General features: G+C 72.3%; 15 protein-coding genes. 10 read left to right on the plus strand and 5 right to left on the minus strand.

Annotated elements, in window-relative coordinates; genetic code table 11:
- Positions 1-8 precede the first annotated feature (8 nt).
- Genes ACWCPF_RS34300 through ACWCPF_RS34310 form a run of 3 tightly spaced genes read right to left on the minus strand, consistent with a single transcriptional unit; the run spans position 9 to position 4953 of the window.
- On the minus strand, positions 9-3518 hold the full coding sequence (locus ACWCPF_RS34300) for a 5-oxoprolinase/urea amidolyase family protein (protein WP_451049004.1): 3510 nt from the start codon (positions 3516-3518) through the stop codon (positions 9-11).
- The gene (locus ACWCPF_RS34305) at positions 3515-4129 is read right to left on the minus strand and encodes an urea amidolyase associated protein UAAP2 (RefSeq protein WP_451049005.1); all 615 of its coding nucleotides are present in this window, start codon (positions 4127-4129) and stop codon (positions 3515-3517) included. Before ACWCPF_RS34305 ends, ACWCPF_RS34300 begins: the two co-directional genes overlap by 4 nt.
- Positions 4126-4953: an urea amidolyase associated protein UAAP1 gene (locus tag ACWCPF_RS34310; protein ID WP_451049006.1), complete on the minus strand. Its 828-nt coding sequence runs from the start codon at positions 4951-4953 to the stop codon at positions 4126-4128. The genes ACWCPF_RS34305 and ACWCPF_RS34310 overlap by 4 nt, the downstream gene beginning before the upstream one ends.
- 160 nt (positions 4954-5113) lie before the next feature.
- On the opposite strand from ACWCPF_RS34310, the gene ACWCPF_RS34315 reads away from it, so the two are divergent.
- The 6 genes from ACWCPF_RS34315 to ACWCPF_RS34340 all read left to right on the plus strand — a co-directional run bounded on the left by ACWCPF_RS34315 (position 5114) and on the right by ACWCPF_RS34340 (position 10598).
- Positions 5114-5740, plus strand: a complete 627-nt coding sequence (locus ACWCPF_RS34315; RefSeq protein WP_451049007.1) for a TetR/AcrR family transcriptional regulator — start codon at positions 5114-5116, stop codon at positions 5738-5740.
- A 290-nt stretch (positions 5741-6030) separates the two neighbouring features.
- Entirely contained in the window at positions 6031-7656 is a 1626-nt protein-coding gene (locus ACWCPF_RS34320; RefSeq protein WP_451049008.1) for an ATP-binding protein, read from the plus strand.
- Complete coding sequence (locus tag ACWCPF_RS34325) at positions 7653-8060, plus strand: roadblock/LC7 domain-containing protein (protein ID WP_451049009.1); 408 nt, start codon at positions 7653-7655, stop codon at positions 8058-8060. The genes ACWCPF_RS34320 and ACWCPF_RS34325 overlap by 4 nt, the downstream gene beginning before the upstream one ends.
- Positions 8057-8461, plus strand: a complete 405-nt coding sequence (locus tag ACWCPF_RS34330; RefSeq protein ID WP_451049010.1) for a DUF742 domain-containing protein — start codon at positions 8057-8059, stop codon at positions 8459-8461. Before ACWCPF_RS34325 ends, ACWCPF_RS34330 begins: the two co-directional genes overlap by 4 nt.
- Positions 8442-9062, plus strand: a complete 621-nt coding sequence (locus tag ACWCPF_RS34335) for a GTP-binding protein (RefSeq protein ID WP_451049011.1) — start codon at positions 8442-8444, stop codon at positions 9060-9062. Before ACWCPF_RS34330 ends, ACWCPF_RS34335 begins: the two co-directional genes overlap by 20 nt.
- A gap of 57 nt (positions 9063-9119) precedes the next feature.
- Positions 9120-10598 carry a cytochrome P450 gene (locus tag ACWCPF_RS34340; protein ID WP_451049012.1) on the plus strand — a complete coding sequence of 493 codons (1479 nt, stop codon included), beginning with the start codon at positions 9120-9122 and terminating at the stop codon, positions 10596-10598.
- Positions 10599-10620: 22 nt separating this feature from the next.
- Here the strand turns inward: ACWCPF_RS34340 and ACWCPF_RS34345 are convergent, their stop codons facing one another.
- On the minus strand, positions 10621-11628 hold the full coding sequence (locus ACWCPF_RS34345) for an RluA family pseudouridine synthase (protein WP_451049013.1): 1008 nt from the start codon (positions 11626-11628) through the stop codon (positions 10621-10623).
- 1023 nt (positions 11629-12651) lie between these two features.
- Between ACWCPF_RS34345 and ACWCPF_RS34350 the strand changes: the two genes are divergently transcribed.
- On the plus strand, positions 12652-13233 hold the full coding sequence (locus tag ACWCPF_RS34350) for a GNAT family N-acetyltransferase (RefSeq protein ID WP_451049014.1): 582 nt from the start codon (positions 12652-12654) through the stop codon (positions 13231-13233).
- Positions 13234-13246: 13 nt separating this feature from the next.
- Here the strand turns inward: ACWCPF_RS34350 and ACWCPF_RS34355 are convergent, their stop codons facing one another.
- Positions 13247-14779 (minus strand): amino acid permease, encoded by a 1533-nt coding sequence (locus ACWCPF_RS34355; protein WP_451049015.1) that lies wholly within the window; start codon positions 14777-14779, stop codon positions 13247-13249.
- Positions 14780-14995: 216 nt separating this feature from the next.
- On the opposite strand from ACWCPF_RS34355, the gene ACWCPF_RS34360 reads away from it, so the two are divergent.
- The 3 genes from ACWCPF_RS34360 to ACWCPF_RS34370 all read left to right on the plus strand — a co-directional run bounded on the left by ACWCPF_RS34360 (position 14996) and on the right by ACWCPF_RS34370 (position 17591).
- Positions 14996-15619 carry a PadR family transcriptional regulator gene (locus tag ACWCPF_RS34360; protein ID WP_451049016.1) on the plus strand — a complete coding sequence of 208 codons (624 nt, stop codon included), beginning with the start codon at positions 14996-14998 and terminating at the stop codon, positions 15617-15619.
- A gap of 170 nt (positions 15620-15789) precedes the next feature.
- Positions 15790-16818, plus strand: coding sequence for an ATP-binding cassette domain-containing protein (locus ACWCPF_RS34365; protein ID WP_451049017.1), 1029 nt, complete (start codon positions 15790-15792; stop codon positions 16816-16818).
- Positions 16815-17591 carry an ABC transporter permease gene (locus ACWCPF_RS34370; protein ID WP_451049018.1) on the plus strand — a complete coding sequence of 259 codons (777 nt, stop codon included), beginning with the start codon at positions 16815-16817 and terminating at the stop codon, positions 17589-17591. Before ACWCPF_RS34365 ends, ACWCPF_RS34370 begins: the two co-directional genes overlap by 4 nt.
- Positions 17592-17608 lie beyond the last annotated feature (17 nt).

Below are 17608 nucleotides of genomic sequence, written 5' to 3' on the forward strand. Positions count from 1 at the left end.
TTCCTCGTTCAGGCCGTGGCAGGGGCCAGGACGAGCAGGGCCGTCCCCGCCTCGACCTGGTCGCCGGGGCGGGCCAGGACCTGCGCCACGACGCCGTCGACCGGCGCGTGCACCCTGGACTCCATCTTCATCGCCTCCAGCGCGAGCAGCGGCTGGCCCGCCGTCACCTCGTCGCCGTCGGACACGTTCAGCTGCCATACGGACGCGGCGAATTCGGCCTCGACCAGCCGGCCGCCCGCCGGCACGGTCACCTGGGCCGGGGGAGCCGAGGGCGCTGCCGTGTCCTGCGCCCGCGCGAACTCGCCCGCCGCCTCCCACGCGTCCCGCTCGGTCGCGAACGCGGCGCGCTGCCGGGACCTGAACTCCGCAATGGAGGCGGTGTGTTCGGCCAGGAAGGCCTGGTACTCGGCGAGCGAGAAGGCGCCTTCCTCGATGCGGGGCACGAAACGGCCCGAGGTGATGTCGGCCCGCAGTTCCAGGAGTTCGTCCGCGTCGACCGGGTACCAGCGGATCCGGTCGAAGAACCGCAGCAGCCAGGGCGAGCCCGCCTCGAACGCGCCGCGCTGCTGCCACGGCGACCACACCTGGGTCGTGCGGCCCACGAACTGGTAGCCGCCGGGCCCCTCCATGCCGTAGACGCAGAGGTAGGCGCCGCCGATGCCCACCGAGTTCTCGGCCGTCCAGGTGCGCGCGGGGTTGTACTTCGTCGTCACGAGCCGGTGGCGCGGGTCGAGGGGGGTGGCGACCGGGGCGCCCAGATAGACGTCCCCGAGGCCCAGGACCAGGTACTCCGCGTCGAAGACCGTGTCGTAGACGTCCGCGACCGACTCCAGGCCGTTGACCCGGCGGATGAACTCGATGTTCCACGGGCACCAGGGGGCGTCGTCGCGGACGCCCGCCATGTAGCGGGCGATGGCCTCGCGGGTCGCCGGGTCGTCCCAGGACAGTGGGAGGTGCACGGTGCGGGAGGGGACGACCAGCTGGTCCGTGGGCGGCAGGGAGGCCGTCATCTCCCTTACGGCCGTGAGGAGTTCGTGCTGGGGGAGACGGCCGGGGTCGGTCTGGATCTGGAGCGAGCGGATGCCCGGGGTGAGATCGGTGACGCCGGCCAGGTCCGCCGCGGTCACCGCCTCCATCAGGGCGTGGACGCGCATCCGCAGGGCGAGGTCCAGCTGCATCGGGCCGAACTCGACCAGCAGGTTGTCGTCGCCGCTGCGGCGGAACGTGATGTCGCCGTCCCGGGCCAGCACACCACCGTCGACGATCTCCGCGCGCGCCGCGCCGTGCACGTCCACGGGCCGGAAGCGGACCGTGTCGCCCGGGCGCAGCTGGCCCAGCTTCCAGCGCTCGGAGCTCAGCACCGTCGCCGGGCACACGAACCCGCCGAGCGAGGGCCCGTCCGGGCCGAGCAGCACCGGCATGTCGCCGGTGTAGTCGACGGCGCCGACGGAGTACGGGGTGTCGTGGATGTTCGAGGGGTGCAGGCCCGCCTCGCCGCCGTCGGTGCGCGCCCAGCGCGGCTTGGGCCCGATCAGCCGCACCCCGGTGCGGGCCGAGTTGAAGTGGACCTTCCAGTCGGCGGCGTAGAACTCGCGGATGTCGTCCTCGGTGAAGAACTCCGGTGCCGCGTGCGGGCCTTCGACGGCGCCGACGTGCCAGACGGAGGTGAAGTCCGGCCGCTCCAGGACCTTCGTCCCCTCGGCGACCGTCGTGCCGCCGTGCAGGACGTCCCCGGTGCGCAGCGCCCGGCCGCCGTGTCCGCCGAACCGGCCCAGCGTGAACGTGCTCGCGCTGCCCAGGAAGGCGGGGACGTCGAGGCCGCCCGCGAACAGGACGTAGGTGCGCAGGCCGTGCTCGGCGGGCGCGCCGACCTCCAGCACGCCACCCGCGGGGACGGTCACCGGCTCCCACTGCGCGACCGCCGTGCCGTCCACGGCGACCGGCGTCGGCGCGCCCGTCACGCACACCGTCGTGGCGTGGGTGAACCGCAGGGCCGGGCCCTGGAGGGTGCACTCCAGGCCCGGGGCGCCCTCGGGGTTGCCCAGCGCGCGGTTGCCCAGGCGGAAGGAGCGGTCGTCCATGGGGCCGGACGGCGGGACGCCCACCTGCCAGTGGCCGGTGCGGCCGGGCCAGTCCTGCACGGTGGTGAGGGTGCCGCCGGAGACGACCTCGATGCGCGGGGTCGGATCGTGCACCTCGGCGAGGGTCGCCGTCGAATGCGCGGCCGTCACGAATCGCGGGTCCGTCAGCGCGGCGCGGACCAGGCCCAGGTTCGTCTCGATGCCGTCGACACGGGTGCGGGCCAGGGCCTCGTCGAGGCGGCGCAGCGCATGCGCCCGGTCCGAACCGTGGGCGATCACCTTCGCGAGCATCGGGTCGTACGACGTCGTCACCTCGGTGCCGGTCTCCACCCAGCCGTCGACGCGCACCCCGGCCGGGAACTCGACCCGCGTCAACAGGCCCGCGCTGGGCCGGTGTTCGCGGCTCGGGTCCTCCGCGTACAGGCGGGCCTCGACGGCGTGTCCGCGGGGCGGGCCGGGAGTGACGACGACCTCGCGCTCGCCGCGTGCCAGGCGCAGCATCCAGGCGACCAGGTCGACGCCGTAGATCTCCTCGGTGACCGGATGCTCCACCTGGAGCCGGGTGTTGACCTCCAGGAAGTAGGCCTCTTCGCGGGCCGCGTCGTAGACGAACTCCACGGTGCCGGCCGAGCGGTAGCCGACCGAGGCGCACAAGTCTCGGGCAGACGCGGCGAGTTGCCGCCGGACGTGGTCGGGGAGTCCCGGCGCCGGGGCCTCCTCCAGGACCTTCTGGTTGCGGCGCTGGAGCGAGCAGTCGCGGTCGCCGAAGGTGACGACCTTGCCCTCGCCGTCGCCGAAGACCTGCACCTCGACATGGCGGGCATGCTCGACGAGCCGCTCCAGGAAGACCCCGGCGGAGGAGAAGGAGGCGGCGGCGACGCGCTGGACGCGTTCCCAGGCGTCGGCGAGTTCCTCGGCGGAACGGCAGGCGGACATGCCGATCCCGCCGCCGCCCCCGGTGGCCTTGAGCATGACCGGATAGCCGATGACCCGGGCCTTCTCCTGCGCCTCGGCGAGACAGGCCAGCAGTCCCGTGCCCGGGGCCAGCGGCACCCCGGCCGCCTCCGCAGCTGCCCGGGCCGTGTGCTTGGCGCCGAACAGCTCCAGCTGGCCGGGCGTCGGTCCGACGAACACGATCCCGGCGTCGGCGCAGCGGCGGGCGAAGTCCGCGTCCTCCGACAGGAAGCCGTAGCCGGGGTGGATCGCGCCCGCGCCGCTCTCCACGGCCGCTTTCAGGACCAGGTCGGCGTCGAGGTAGGACTCCTTCGCGGGTGCCGGGCCGAGCCGTACCGCCTCGTCGGCGAGCCGGACGTGGGGCGCGGAGCGGTCGGGGTCGGAGTACACCGCGACCGTGCGCAGACCGAGTTCGCGGGCGGTGCGGATGATGCGGACGGCTATCTCGCCCCGGTTGGCGATCAGCAGCTTGTCGAAGCTCATGCCGGGTCCTCGTCGTCGACGGGAGCGGTGATCGTCAGCTCCACGGCCGTCGGCTCGAAGCCGTTGCACGGGTTGTTGATCTGGGGGCAGTTGGAGACCAGGACGAGGACGTCCCGCTCGGCGCGCAGGGTGAGCGAGAGGCCGGGGGCGGAGAGGCCGTCGACGATGCCGAGGGTGCCGTCCTTCTCGACGGGGACGTTCATGTACCAGTTGACGTTGGAGACGAGGTCCCGCTTGCCGAGGCCGTGCCGCGCGCCCTCGGCGAGGAAGTTGTCCACGCACGCGTGCTGCGCGTAGGTGTGGTGGCCGTAGCGCAGGGTGTTGGACTCCTTGGAGCAGGCGCCGCCGAGGGTGTCGTGGCGGCCCACGGCGTCGGCGGTCACCGTCATCAGCGGGGTGTGCTCGTTGGACAGCAGCACGCTGCCGGTGGTCAGGAAGACGCCGCCCTGGGCGTGGACGGTGTCGGGGGCGCTGTAGCGCACGGACGTGTCGTGGGCGTCGTAGACGAGGAAGTCGACGGCCTGGTTGCCGTGCAGGTCGGTGACGGTCAGCGTCTCGCCGGTGCGCAGGACGGACGACCAGGCCGCCCGGGCGGGGACGACGGTCTTCATGCGAGCCCCCTCGCGGTGAGGAATTCGGCGGTGTTGAGGAAGGCGCGGCGGCCCTCCGGGGTGGCGTCCCACAGGGGGTCGCCGGGCTGGGTCGGCCCGGCCCGCCAGGCGAGGACCTCCAGCGGGGTGCTGACGTAGTCCGGGCGGGGGTCGGCCGGGTGCGGCACGTTGGCGATCAGCACGGTCAGGTCCTGTTCGGCGCGCAGGGTGACGCTGCCGCCCGGGCCCGCCGAGCCGGTGAAGTCGAGGGAGCCGTCCTCGCGGACCTCGACCCCCTGGAAGAAGGACAGGGAGGGCGGCAGATCCCGGGGTTCCAGGCCGTTCTTGGCGGCGGCCAGCTTGAACAGTTCCCGGCCGGCCGGGGACGGGGACTGCGGTGTGCCGTCGCCGTAGCGCTCGGTGTTGCGCACCAGGGTGGAGGTGCCGCACAGCGCGTCGTGCCGGCCGGCGGTGTCGGTGACGACCGAGGCGAGGACGCGGCCCTGGTCGGACAGGAGCAGCACGCCCTCGCCGAGGTAGGCGTTCCACTGCACCTTGACCGTGTCCGCGACGTTCAGCCGCTCCCAGGGGCGGTCCGCCACGTACAGGAGCAGATGGGCGCAGGCGTCGCCGTGCAGGTCGGTCAGGCGCAGCTCGGTGCCGCGGGCGAGGACCCGGTGGGTGTAGTTGCCGCCCGCGACCGTCTCGGCCCACACCAGCAGACCCGCCTCGCAGGGCGGGTCCGGCCAGTCCCGGGCCGGGACGACCGGCATGGTCTCGGCGCGGGCGCCCGCCTGGGCCCGGGCGTGGGCGCGTGCTCCGTGGGTGGTCGCTGTCGCCGCCATGTGCTTGACCTCCGCAGCTCGGTCTAATTTCTGTCGCCCGACAGAAATTAGGACCGGGTCGGGTCGTCGCCGTTGCTCTCGGGTTGCGGGCCGGTTACCGACTCCTCACCGGAAATCGCCCGAAGATCGCCTTGTGGTGTGGTGTGCGAGGATCGAACGCATGGGGACGAGCAGCGGACGTCGAGTGGGCCGGCCCCGGGCCGCGCAGCGCCCGGACAGCGGGCTCGCACCGCGCGCCGAACTGCTCGTGGCCGCCGCGGAGTTGTTCACCACCCGCGGCTACGCCGCCACCACGACCCGGGCCGTAGCCGAGCGGGCCGGCATGCGCCAGGCCTCGATGTACCACTACGTCTCCGGCAAGGAGGAGCTGCTCGCCGAGCTGCTGGAGTCGACGGTCACGCCCTCGCTGGCCTACGCCCGTGAGCTGCTCGCGGACGACGCGCGTCGGGCCGAGGACCGGCTGTGGGAGCTGTGCCGCACCGACGTCGAGCTGCTGTGCGGGGGCTCGCACAACCTCGGCGGCCTCTATCTGCTGCCGGAGGTGCGCACCGAGCGGTTCGCCGGCTTCCATGCCGTGCGCGCCGAACTCAAGGACGCCTACCGACAGTTGATCGCGGCGACGGCGGTGGGCGGCGGGCTCGCCAAGAGCGCGCTCGATCTGCGCACCGATCTGGTCTTCGGGCTCATCGAGGGCGTCATCCTCGTCCACCGCTCGGATCCCGACCGCTCCGTCGCGGAGTTCGCCCGCGCCACCGCCGACGCGGCACTGCGCATCGCGGGGAACTGAACACCCTCCGCGACCGCCCCTCGCTCCGTCGGCGAGGTCGCCTCACTCTTCCCGGTGAAGTAATTCGCACGCCCGTCCAGAGTTACTTTACGCGTTCGAATGTTTACGTAGCGTGTAAATGATCTGAGGTTACTCCACGTACGGGATCGGTTTCAGGGGGTTGCCGAATATGACACGGCGTTGATCCTGTCGGACTAAGCTCGCCCGCGGCGCACCGAGTTGAGGCGTATTCGTGCGCTTGTTCCCAAATGTTCCGAAGATGCCGACAGATCCCTACAGAGGGTGCCCACATGGTGAGTGTTCAGTCCCCACCCGGTCGCCGAGAAGTGTCCTTCGCGCGGCTGCTGTTGCTGCCCGCGATACTGATGGCCGCGGCGACCGGAGCCGCCGTCGCCCTGGTGGCGACGCAGGCACGGCTCGCCGTCGGCGTCTGCGGAGCCGTCGCCACCCTCCTGGTGATCGCGGCGGGAGCCGATTCGGTACGCCGCGCCAAGCGGCACCGGCAACTGGACACGGAGAAGGACGAGTTCATCGTCTATCTCAAGTCGCGCGTCGCCGACCACGACCGGGAGAACCGCCGTCTCGCCGAGCGGCATGTGCCCGACGCCGTGGCATGGCTGCGCGCCGGACATTCCCCCGCAGAGGTGATCCGCGACCTCTGCGCGAGTGATCCTTCGTTCCGCGAACTCGATCCGGCCCAGCACAACGTGGTCCGCCAGATCCTGAAGATCGTCGACCACGAGGAGTCCCTGCGCGACTCCGCCCAGCGCTCCTTCGTCAGCGTCGCCCGCCGCATCCAGGCCATCGTCCACCAGCAGGCCCACGAACTGCGGGAGATGGAGGAGGACCACGGCCACAACCCCGAGGTCTTCGACGACCTGCTGCGCGTGGACCACGGCAACTCGATGATCGGCCGGCTCGCCGACTCCATGGGTGTGCTCGGCGGCGGCCGGCCCGGCCGCAACTGGCCCCGGCCGGTCCCGCTGTACAGCGTGATGCGCGGCGCCATGTCCCGGATCCTGGAGTACCACCGCATCCAGCTGGACTCCATCGCCAAGGTCAACATCCGCGGCCTCTCCGTCGAGCCGCTGCTCCACGCGATCGCCGAACTCCTCGACAACGCCACCCGCTACTCGCCCCCGACGAGCAAGGTGCACGTCAACGCTGTCGAGGTGCAGACCGGCATCGCCATCGAGATCGAGGACGCCGGCGTCAGCCTCAGCGAGGAGACCCGCGCCAAGACCGAGCGCATGCTGGAGGAGGCCAAGACCGGCGTCGACATCCAGGAAACCGGGATGACCCCCCGCCTCGGCCTCGCGGTCGTCGGCCGCCTGTGCACCTCCTTCAACCTGGACGTCTCGCTGCGCAAGTCGGCGTACGGCGGCGTCCGGGCCGTCCTCGTCGTGCCCCGGGAGATGCAGACCAACGACCCCGCCCCCGGCTTCGCGCACGGCATCGGCGCCACCTCCGTGCCGCAGATCGACCTGCAGAACATCGGCGAGGGCCCCAAGCGCCGACCCAAGAAACGCCGTCCCACCAGGCCGAAGATCCCGGCCGGGGTCTCCCTGACCGACGACGAGGTGCCCGAGGTCACCGAGTGGACCGAGCAGGGCCTGCCGCAGCGCCGCAGCAAGCAGACGATCTCCATCGTCCAGCGCTACCGGGAGGCGTACGCCGCCCTGGACGCCGAGGCCAGGGGCGAGCCGGACCCCTTCGCACGGCCCGAGCCGGAGCCCGCGCCCAAGAAGAAGAAGGCCGAGCCCGGACGGGGCTTCGAGGCGTTCTGGGAGGGCCTGAAGAAGGGCATCCCCGAGGGCACCCACCCGACCGACTTCACCCGCAACCCCACCGCCTATCTGTACCTGCTCGAAGACAAGGCCGTACCCGAGGCCGACGATGAAGGGGACCTCACGTGATCCAGCAGCGCCAAAACTTCGACTGGCTGCTCAGGGAGCTCTACGACGGCGTTCCGGGCATCGAGATGATCGTCGTGCTCTCGGCCGACGGTCTGCGCATCGCCCGCTACGCCGGCGACCCCGACGCCGCGGACCGGGTCGCCGCCGCCTGCGCCGGTCTGCAGAGCCTCGCCGGCGCGGTCGCCGACGAGATCCCCTCCGTCGAGGGCGAGATGAATCTCCTCATGATCGAGATGGACGGCGGCTACTTCTACCTGATGGCCGCCGGCGCCAACGCCTACCTCGCGGTCCTGTCCGACGTGTGCTGCGAGGCCGGCCGGATGAGCGGCATGATGCGCGATCTCGTGGTCCGCATCGGCGCCCATCTGACCAGCCCGCCGCGCCGCAACGGGCAGAGCGTATGACGCCTCCGCAACGCCGACGGCGACAACCCCTGCCCGAGCCGCCCCCGCCGCCCTCCCCGCCCCCCAAGGAGGGGGAGGACAAGAACCTGGAGCGGCTCTACACCATCACGGGCGCGGACGGTGAGCGCGCGCCCGTCGACCTCGTCACGTTAATCGTGGCGCGCGCCGACCCGCCCTCCTCGGCCACCCCGGAAGAGCGGGCGGTGCTGCGCCTGTGCGCCGCACCGCTGTCGGTGGCCGAGGTGTCGGCCTACCTCCGGCTCCCGTTCAGTGTGGTGACCGTGCTGCTCACCGAGATGCTGGCGGCCGAACTCGTCCTGGCGCGCGCCCCCATCGTCCGGCAGCAGGTCCCCGACCGTTCCCTTCTCGAAGCGGTGATGCATGGACTACAACGGCTCTGACACGATTCCCGGCCCTCGGGCCGAGGACCATCTGCCGCACACCACCATGGCCGCGGCAAAGATCGTCATCGTGGGCGGCTTCGGCGTCGGCAAGACCACCATGGTCGGTTCCGTCAGCGAGATCAGGCCGCTGACCACCGAGGAGACCATGACCCAGGCGGGCATCGGGGTCGACGACAACTACGGCTCCGACACCAAGACCGCCACCACCGTCGCCATGGACTTCGGCCGGATCCGCATCACCGAGCAGGTCGTGCTCTACCTGTTCGGCACGCCCGGCCAGGAGCGCTTCTGGTTCCTGTGGAACGGGCTGTTCGAAGGCGCGCTGGGCGCGGTCGTCCTGGTCGACACCCGCCGCCTGGAGGTCAGCTTCGAGGTCATGGGCCGGCTGGAGGAGGGCGGTGTGCCCTTCGTCGTCGCCGTCAACACCTTCCCCGACGGGCCCCGCTACCCCGTCGAGGACCTGCGCGCCGCGCTCGACCTGCCGCCCGAGATCCCGATCGTGGAGTGCGACGTCCGCCGCCGCGCCTCCAGCCGGGACGTCCTGATGACCCTGATGCGCTTCCTGCACGAACTGGCCCTGAGCCGCAGCCTCATCTGACCCCCGCACCACCCCTCCCCCCCCAACACGCACACAGCGAAGTTTCGGAGCGACCCTGTGACTCCCGAACACCCCACCCCGACCGGCCCGCACGACCTCGCCCTGGACCCGCCGCCCGGCTGCCCCGCGCACCGCCGAGGACCCGGCGGACTGGCCCGGATCTACGGCCCCGGCGCGGAGAACCTGGGCGAACTGTACGAGCAGCTCCGCGAGGAGTACGGCCCCGTGGCGCCGGTGCTGATCCACGACGACCTGCCGATGTGGATCGTCCTCGGGCACGCCGAGAACCTGCACATGGTGCGGACGCCGTCGCAGTTCTGCAAGGACAGCCGGATCTGGACGCCGTGGGTGGAGGGCAAGGTCAGGCCCGACCACCCGCTGATGCCGCACATCGCCTTCCAGCCCATGGCCGCCCACGTGGAGGGCGACGAGCACCTGCGGCTGCGGGGCGCGGTCACCGCGGCGATTGCGACCATCGACGACCGCAGCCTGCGCCGCTTCATCAACCGCTCCTCGCAGCGCCTCGTCAACCGCTTCTGCGAGGAGGGCCGCGCCGACCTGGTCGGCCAGTTCGCCGAACATCTGCCGATGGCCGTGATGTGCCATGTCATCGGCATGCCCGAGGAGTACGACGACCGCATGGTGCACTGCGCCCGCGACGCGCTCAAGGGCTCCGAGACCGCCGTCGCCAACCACGCCTATGTCCTCGAAGCGCTGGCCCGGCTCACCGAACGCCGCCGCGCCGAGCCCGAGGAGGACTTCACCAGCCACCTCGTCAACCACCCGGCGGGGCTCACGGACCACGAGATCACCGAACACCTGCGCCTGGTGCTCTTCGCCGCCTACGAGGCCACCTCCAACCTGCTCTCCAACACGCTGCGCACGGTCCTCACCGACCCGCGGTTCCTCGCCCAGCTCAACGGCGGCCAGATGACGGTGCCGCAGGCGGTCGAGCAGTCCCTGTGGGACGAGCCCCCGTTCAGCACCGTCTTCGCCTACTTCGCCAAGCAGGACACCGAACTGGGCGGTCAGCGCATCCGCCAGGGCGACGGCCTCTTCTTCGCGCCCGCCCCCGGAAACGTCGACCCCCGGGTGCGCCCCGACCTGTCCGCCCACATGAGGGGCAACCGCTCGCACCTCGCCTTCAGCGGCGGCCCGCACGAATGCCCCGGCCAGGACATCGGCCGGGCCATCGCCGACGTCGGCGTCGACGCACTGCTGATGCGGCTGCCGGACGTGCAACTCGACTGCGACGAGGACGAGTTGCGCTGGACGGGGTCGATCGCCTCACGGCATCTGGTGGCCCTGCCGGTCCAATTCGAGCCGAAGCCCCAGCAGGACGTGAGGCACAAGCCGAGCCACTCCGTGATCCCGCCGCAGCGCATGACACCCCTGGTGAGCACAGAGCCGCGGCCCGCGCCGACGCTGCCGGCCGTCGCCGAGCCGGCGGCCGCGCCGCCCGCCCCGCAGCCGGCGCAGCCCGCCCGCAGGCCCAACGTCTGGCGGCGCTTCGTGATCTGGGTACGCGGCTACTGAGGGATCGCCGGCCGCCCGGTCGTCACGGCGCGGCAGCAGCAGAGGGAGTGCCGGGAGTGGCGGGAGTGGCGGGAGTGGCGGGAGTGGCGGCCCAACGGTCGTACGACGCCCAGGCCTCCAGCTCCCGCCCGCTGCGCAGCCGGTGCTCCGTCCCCGTGACCGGATCGGTGAACTCCAGCTCCCGCGCCAGCAGTTGCAGCGGGCGCCGGAACGCGCCGGCCGGCTCGGGGGCGGCCACCTCGGGGTAGAGCGGATCGCCGAGGATCGGCACGCCGAGCGTGTTCATGTGCACCCGCAGCTGATGGGTCTGCCCGGTGGCGGGCAGCAGCCGGTACCGGGCGAGCCCCGGCGCCCGGTGCTCGACCAGTTCGACGCGGCTCACCGCGTTCGGCTCGCCCGCCACCTCGTAGGCGGCCAGCACCCCACGCTCCTTGACGATCCGGCTGCGCACGGTCCGGGGCAGGGCGAGGTCGGGGTCGTGGGGTGCGAGCGCCTCGTACACCTTGTGCACACGGCGCTCGCGGAACAGCGCCTGGTACGCGCCGCGCTCCTCGGGGCGCACGGTGAACAGCACGAGCCCGGCGGTGAGCCGGTCGAGCCGGTGCGCGGCGCCGAGCGCGGGAATGCCCAGCTCCCGGCGCAGCCGGGCCAGCGCGGTCTCGGTGACATGACTGCCGCGCGGGGTGGTCGCCAGGAAGTGCGGCTTGTCGGCGACGACGATGTGCTCGTCGCGGTACACGATCTCCAGCGCGAACGGCACGGGCGTCTCGGGCGGCAGCTCGCGATGGAACCACACGAACATCCCCGGCACATAAGCCGCGTCCGGCGCCACCGCAGCACCGTCGGCGCCCACGACGAGCCCGGCCGCCAGCATCCCGTCCACGATCCCGGCCCGCGCCTCGCCCAGCCGCCCCACCAGATACTCCCGCACGGTGCCCCAGGCCCCCTCACCGGGCAACCGCACCCGCACAGGATCGATCCCGCCGCGCTGCGGCAGCGGCGAAGGCGGAGGAGCAGTACGACGTCTCATCGCGCTCAAGCGTACGACGAAGCGGACACCCTAGCGGGAGCGGGAGCGGGAGCGGGAGCGGGGGCTGGTGCGGGAGCCGGAGCTGGAGCCGGTGCGGGAGCCAGGGCCGGGGCCGGGGTCGGTGCGGGAGCCGGGCCCGGGGTCATGGCTGGAGCGGGAGGGGGCCGGAGCACGAGCACGAGCCTGGGCCGGTGCCGGTGCCGGTGCCGGTGCCGGTGCCGGTGCGGGTGCGGGTGCGGGTGCGGGTGCGGGTGCGGGTGCGGGTCGCGGCTGGAGCGGAAGCTGGGGCCCGAGCGGGAGGGAACAGGAGCGCGAGCCCGAGCCGGTGCCGGAGCGCGAGCCGGCGCCGAGGGCCAGAGCGGGTGCGGGAGCCGAACCCGGGGTCATGGCTGGAGCGGGAGCCGGGGCCCGAGCGGGCCCGAGCCGGGCCGGAGCGGGTGCGGGGCCCGAGCCCGAGCCGCAGCCCGAGCGGGTGCGGGAGCCGTAGCCCGAGCCGTAGCCCGAGCCGGAGTCCGAGCCGGAGGGCGCGCCCGAGCCTGAGCCGCAGCCCGAGCGGGTGCGGGGCCCGAGCGGGAGCCGGAGTGGGAGTCCGAGCCGGAGCCGGAGCCGGAGCGGGTGGGGGAGCCGGAGCGGGAGCCGGAGTGGGAGTCCGAGCCGGAGCCGGAGCCGGAGCGGGTGGGGGAGCCGGAGCGGGTGCGGGAGCCGAGCCCGGGGTCATGGCTGGAGCGGGAGCTGGGGTCCGAGCGGGAGGGGGCCGGAGCGCGAGCCCGAGCCGGGGCCGGGGTCGGAGCCGATGCGGGGGCCCGAGCCCGAGCCGGTGCGGGTGCGGGAGTCGGGGCTGGGGCGGGTGTGGGAGCCCGGGCCGGAGTTGGGGCCGGGGCCCAAGTCGCGGCCGGAGCGGGAGCCCGTGCGGGAGTCGGGGCCGGTGCCGGAGTCGGGCGGGGACAGGGCGGGGCCTGGGGCCGGGTGGGGGCCGGGGGAAATCCGGTTGATTCCTTGGGGGGTGTTGGCAGGATGCTGGTCATGCCTTATACCGCAGGACTCGTCCTGCTTGCCGGAACCCTGTCGAGTGCTCAGCAGCCCGTGCTGCCCACCGGGGACGGGCTGGTCCTGCGGCCGTGGCGGGCCGAGGACGCCCCCGCCGTCCACGCCGCCTTCCAGGACCCGCTGATGCACCAGTGGCACATCAGGGCGGCCGATTCCGAGGAGGAGGTGGCCGGCTGGATAGCGGGGTGGCAGCAGGCCTGGGAGCGGGAGGAGAGCGCCCAGTGGGCCGTCGTCGACGCGGACACCGGCGTACTGCTGGGGCGGGTCGCCCTGCGCGCCATCCAGCTCGGCGAGGGCGTCGCCGAGGTCGCCTACTGGACGACCGGGGCGGCCCGCGGCCGGGGCGTCGCACCCCGGGCCACGGCCACCCTGTCGCGCTGGGCCCTCGACGAGATCGGCCTCCACCGCCTGGAGCTGTCGCACGCCACCGCCAACCAGGCCTCCTGCCGGGTCGCCGAGAAGGCCGGCTTCACCCTGGAGGGCACCAAGCGCAGTGCCGCCCTCCACCAGGACGGCTGGCACGACATGCACCTGCACGCGCGCGTACAGGGCGACTGAGCGCCTGCCTGCCTTAGTCGGCGGCCCGCTGTCGGCGGTACGCCCGGAAGGCCACGCCGACCGCGAGGGTCGCGCCGAGGAACAGCACGGTGAACCACTGGAAGTACCAGTGCCCGCCCGCCGGGTCGTACACCGTCGCGCGCGGCCAGGCCAGGTTGACGGCCATCAGCAGGCCGTAGAGGAGGGCCAGGGCGTTCACCGGGACGCCCCAGCGGCCCAGGGAGAACAAGGGCGCGCCCGTTTCGTCCGCGCCCGCCGAGGAGAAGCCGCCGCGCAGCCGGCGCACCAGCAGCGGGCCGGTGACCATCGCGTACGCCAGATACAGCATCACGATGCACGTCGTGCCGATGGCCAGGAACGCCTCGGGCGAGGCGAAGTTGAGCAGCAGCAGAGCCGCCGCGAGGCCGCCGACCACCAGCGCCGGGGCGCTCGGCATGCCGGTGCGCGGATGCACGCGCGCGAGGCGGGCGGAGAACGGCAGCTGTCCGTCGCGGGCCATCGAGAACAGCATCCGGCAGGCCGCCGTCTGGATGGCCAGCGTGGCCACCGCGATCGCCACGACCACGTCGGCCAGCAGCGCCTTGCCGACGCCGTCGCCGAGGCTGCTGGTGAGGACGTAGGAGAGTCCGTCGACGCCCAGCCGGCCGTCGGTGAGGCTGGGGGCGGCGAGCAGGCCGCCCAGGACGATCAGGCCGCCGAGCAGCCCCGCCGCGCCGAGCGCGGTGAGGATGGTGCGGGGCGCGGTGCGCCGCGGGTGGTGGGTCTCCTCGCTCATCTCGCCCGCGCTGTCGAAGCCGATCATCACGTAGGCGGCGGTGAAGGAGCCGACGAGCAGCGCCCCGAACAGGCCGTTCTGCGCGGCCCCTTCGGTGTGGAAGGTGATGCTCGGGGTGCGCTCGGAGTGCGTCAGCAGCAGGACGACGATGAGTACCGCGCCGATGATCTCGGCGGTGACGCCGACCCGGTTGATCACGGACATCACGCGGTTGTCGAGGATGTTCACGATCGTCGTCAGCACCAGCAGGACCACGCCGAGGAGCGCCGCGTTGGCCGCGCCGTCGGCCGAGGTGGGCGCCGGGTCGGTGCCGATCAGCTGGAAGCCCGACCAGATCGCCGGCAGCACCATCTGCAGCGCCAGCGCGGCCGCGGCGACCACCACGACCTGCCCGATCACCATGATCCAGCCGGCGAACCAGCCGAAGGACGGCGTCGACAGCCGCGTCGACCACTGGTAGATCGCGCCCGAGAGCGGATAGCGGGCGGCCAGCTCCGCGAAGCAGGCGGCCACCAGCAGCTGTCCGGCCAGCACCGCGGGCCAGGCCCAGAAGAAGACCGGGCCGCCGAAGGCGTACCCGAAGGCGAAGAACTGGAAGACGGTCGTCAGGACGGAGATGAAGCTGAACCCGGCGGCGAACGAGGCGTACCGGCCCAGGCTGCGGTGGAGTTCCTGGCGGTAGCCGAACTCGGCGAGGGAGCCGTCGCCGGGCCCGGCGACGGGGGAGTGCGGCGGGTCGGGGCGTACGTCGGAGGAGGTGGTTGTCGTCACGGCGGAACCTGCCTTGGCCCAGAGGGAACGTAATTCCTGTCGGGCGACAGAAATTAGGGACGGGCTGTTTCATGCGCGTCACGCCGCCGTGTCCGGGGCGGGCCCAAGTCCTCACGTCCTCCGGACGTCACTCGATCGCGTTACATCGCGTCTATTGCAAGCGATGGCGACTCGCGATATGTTCGGCTACGGATATTCGAAAGCGAGGTGGTCGTCGTGGCGAGGAACCGCCGCAAGCTCAGCAACCCGTTGGCGCTCGCCGTGATGACCACGCTCTGGCAGAAGCCGATGCACCCGTACGAGATCGCCCAGACCCTGCGCAGCCAGGGCAAGGACACGAGTACGAAGACGAACTACGGCTCGCTCTACACCGTCGTGCAGAACCTCGAGAAGTACGGCTTCGTCGAGGTGACCGGTGTGGAGCGGCAGGGCAACCGCCCCGAGCGCACGGTCTACGGGCTCACCGAGGCCGGGCGCGAGGAGATGACCGAGTGGCTGTCCGACCTGATCGCCATCCCCGCGAAGGAGTACCCGATCTTCGAGACGGCGCTCTCGCTGATGGCGGCGCTGCCTCCCGACGACGTGGTGAGTCTGCTGGAGACCCGGCTGAGCTCCCTGGAGGTCCAGGTGGCCAGCGGCCGCGGCGTGCTCGACAAGCTCTACGAGACGCTGCCGAGGCTCTTCCTCGTCGAGGTGGAGTACCAGCTGCACATGGTCGAGGCGCAGGCGGAATGGGTCGGCGGTTTCCTCGAGGAGGTCAGGAGCGGCTCGCTGCCCGGGGTGCAGGGGTGGCGGCGGTTCCACGAGACGGGGGAGTTGCCCGAAGAGCTCACATCATGAAGCAGACCCCGGCGTGACTGTTGGAGCAGTCCCGCCGGGGTCTCGAACCCCGAACCGAACCCGCCGTGAGGCAGTTCCGGGCGATCGAGGTGCGGCACACCCAGGATAGCCCGGTGCTCCTGCGACGGATCGGCAGTCCCGTTCCGCTCACCCAGGAGAGCAGCATCGTCATGAGTACGACTCGTGCGCCCGCCGTAGAGGCGCGTCAACTCGTCAAGACCTACCCCGGCGGCGTCACCGCGCTGAACGGCCTCGACATCGGGGTGGAGCCCGGCACCGTGTTCGGGCTGCTGGGCCCCAACGGGGCCGGCAAGTCCACCGCCGTCAAGATCCTCACCACCCTCGCCCGCCCCGACTCCGGCTCGGCCGTCGTCGCCGGCCACGACGTGCTGCGGCACCCGGACCGGGTGCGCCGGGCGATCGGCGTGGTCGCCCAGAACTCCGGCGCCGACCCGGTCGCCACCGGACGCGACAACCTCCGCCTCCAGGGCCGGCTCTACGGCCTGCGGGGCGCAGCCCTCGACCGCCGGGTCGACGAGCTGCTCGAACGCTTCGCGCTCGCCGAGCCCGCCCGACGCCCGGTCAAGGGCTACTCCGGCGGCATGCGGCGGCGGCTCGACGTCGCGCTCGGTCTGGTGCACCGCCCCGAGGTGCTCTTCCTCGACGAGCCCACCACCGGTCTGGACCCGCAGGCCCGCACCGCGATGTGGGAGGAGATCGGCCGGCTGGCCGGCGAGGAGGGGCTGACCATCCTGCTCACCACGCACTATCTGGAGGAGGCCGACCGGCTCGCCGAGCGCGTCGCCATCGTCGACCGCGGCCGGATCGTCGTCACGGGCACCCCGGACTCCCTCAAGGGCGAACTCCGCGGCGACGCCGTGCACATGGAGCTGCGCACCGCGCCCGGCGAGCCGGTGCGGGCACGACTGGCGGCCGTCCTCGGGGGACTGCCGGGCGTGTACGAGGTGGTGTTCGACGGCCTGCGGGTGAGCGTGCGCGCGCAGGACGCAGCGGCGACGGTGCCCGCGCTGCTCGGCGCGCTGGAGCGGGCCGGGGTCGCCGTCGCCACCGCGACCGTGGCCCGGCCTTCCCTGGACGACGTCTATCTGCGCTACACGGGCCGCCGTTACGCCGAGGCCGAGGCCGGGCACGGGTCCGCCGCGGCCGACGCCCTCGTGCTCGCGGGGGGTGCGCGATGAGCACCGCGATCGCCCAGACCTGGTACCTGACGCAACGTCAACTGATGGTGTTCGCCCGGCAGCCCGCGTATGCCGTGATCACGCTGATCCAGCCGGTGATCTGGCTGTTCCTGTTCGGCGGCCTGTTCAAGAGCGTCGTCGAGCTGGGCGGCTTCGGTACGACCTCCTACCTCGACTATCTGGTGCCGGGCGTGGTCGTGATGAGCGCGCTCGCCGCCAACCTGTGGGCGGGCATGGGCACGCTGGAGGAGATCCAGCGCGGCACCCTCGACCGCTTCCTGACCACCCCGGTCAGCCGGGCGGCGCTGATGAACGGCAATGTCGTCCACAACGGCATCGTCACCGCCCTGCAGTCGACGGTCATCGTGCTGCTCGGGCTGGTGGGCGGCGCGGACTACCCGGGCGGGTTCGCGGGGGTGGTCGTCCTGGTCGTCGCCTCGGCGCTGCTGGGCACGGTCTTCGGGGCGCTGTCCAACGCCCTGGGCATGCTGGTCCGGGAGCGGGAGTCGATCATCGGCGTCAACACGTTCCTGCTGCTGCCGTTGACCTTCCTGTCCAGCGCGTTCATGGCACCGGACCGGATGCCCGACTGGATACGGCACGTGGCCCGCTTCAACCCGTTGGACTGGGCGATGACGGCGGGTCGTTCGGCGCTGTCCGCCGACCCCGACTGGGGCGCGGTGCTCGTCCGCGGCGGGGCGCTGCTCGCGCTCGCGGTGGCGGCCGTGTGGCTGTCGATCCGAACGTTCCGGTCGTACCAGCGTTCGGTCTGAGCGGGTCGGACGAAGTC

Source organism: Streptomyces sp. NPDC001858 (genome assembly GCF_053594615.1).

What these genes read in the sequence shown, in the direction of transcription:
- ACWCPF_RS34335 (WP_451049011.1), top strand. Translation starts at nt 8,442, where the DNA reads ATGGACTACAACGGCTCTGACACGATTCCCGGCCCTCGGGCCGAGGAC.
- ACWCPF_RS34350 (WP_451049014.1), top strand. Translation starts at nt 12,652, where the DNA reads ATGCCTTATACCGCAGGACTCGTCCTGCTTGCCGGAACCCTGTCGAGT.
- ACWCPF_RS34315 (WP_451049007.1), top strand. Translation starts at nt 5,114, where the DNA reads ATGGGGACGAGCAGCGGACGTCGAGTGGGCCGGCCCCGGGCCGCGCAG.
- ACWCPF_RS34365 (WP_451049017.1), top strand. Translation starts at nt 15,790, where the DNA reads ATGAGTACGACTCGTGCGCCCGCCGTAGAGGCGCGTCAACTCGTCAAG.
- ACWCPF_RS34305 (WP_451049005.1), bottom strand. Translation starts at nt 4,129, where the DNA reads ATGAAGACCGTCGTCCCCGCCCGGGCGGCCTGGTCGTCCGTCCTGCGC.
- ACWCPF_RS34310 (WP_451049006.1), bottom strand. Translation starts at nt 4,953, where the DNA reads ATGGCGGCGACAGCGACCACCCACGGAGCACGCGCCCACGCCCGGGCC.
- ACWCPF_RS34345 (WP_451049013.1), bottom strand. Translation starts at nt 11,628, where the DNA reads ATGAGACGTCGTACTGCTCCTCCGCCTTCGCCGCTGCCGCAGCGCGGC.
- ACWCPF_RS34300 (WP_451049004.1), bottom strand. Translation starts at nt 3,518, where the DNA reads ATGAGCTTCGACAAGCTGCTGATCGCCAACCGGGGCGAGATAGCCGTC.
- ACWCPF_RS34370 (WP_451049018.1), top strand. Translation starts at nt 16,815, where the DNA reads ATGAGCACCGCGATCGCCCAGACCTGGTACCTGACGCAACGTCAACTG.
- ACWCPF_RS34330 (WP_451049010.1), top strand. Translation starts at nt 8,057, where the DNA reads ATGACGCCTCCGCAACGCCGACGGCGACAACCCCTGCCCGAGCCGCCC.
- ACWCPF_RS34320 (WP_451049008.1), top strand. Translation starts at nt 6,031, where the DNA reads ATGGTGAGTGTTCAGTCCCCACCCGGTCGCCGAGAAGTGTCCTTCGCG.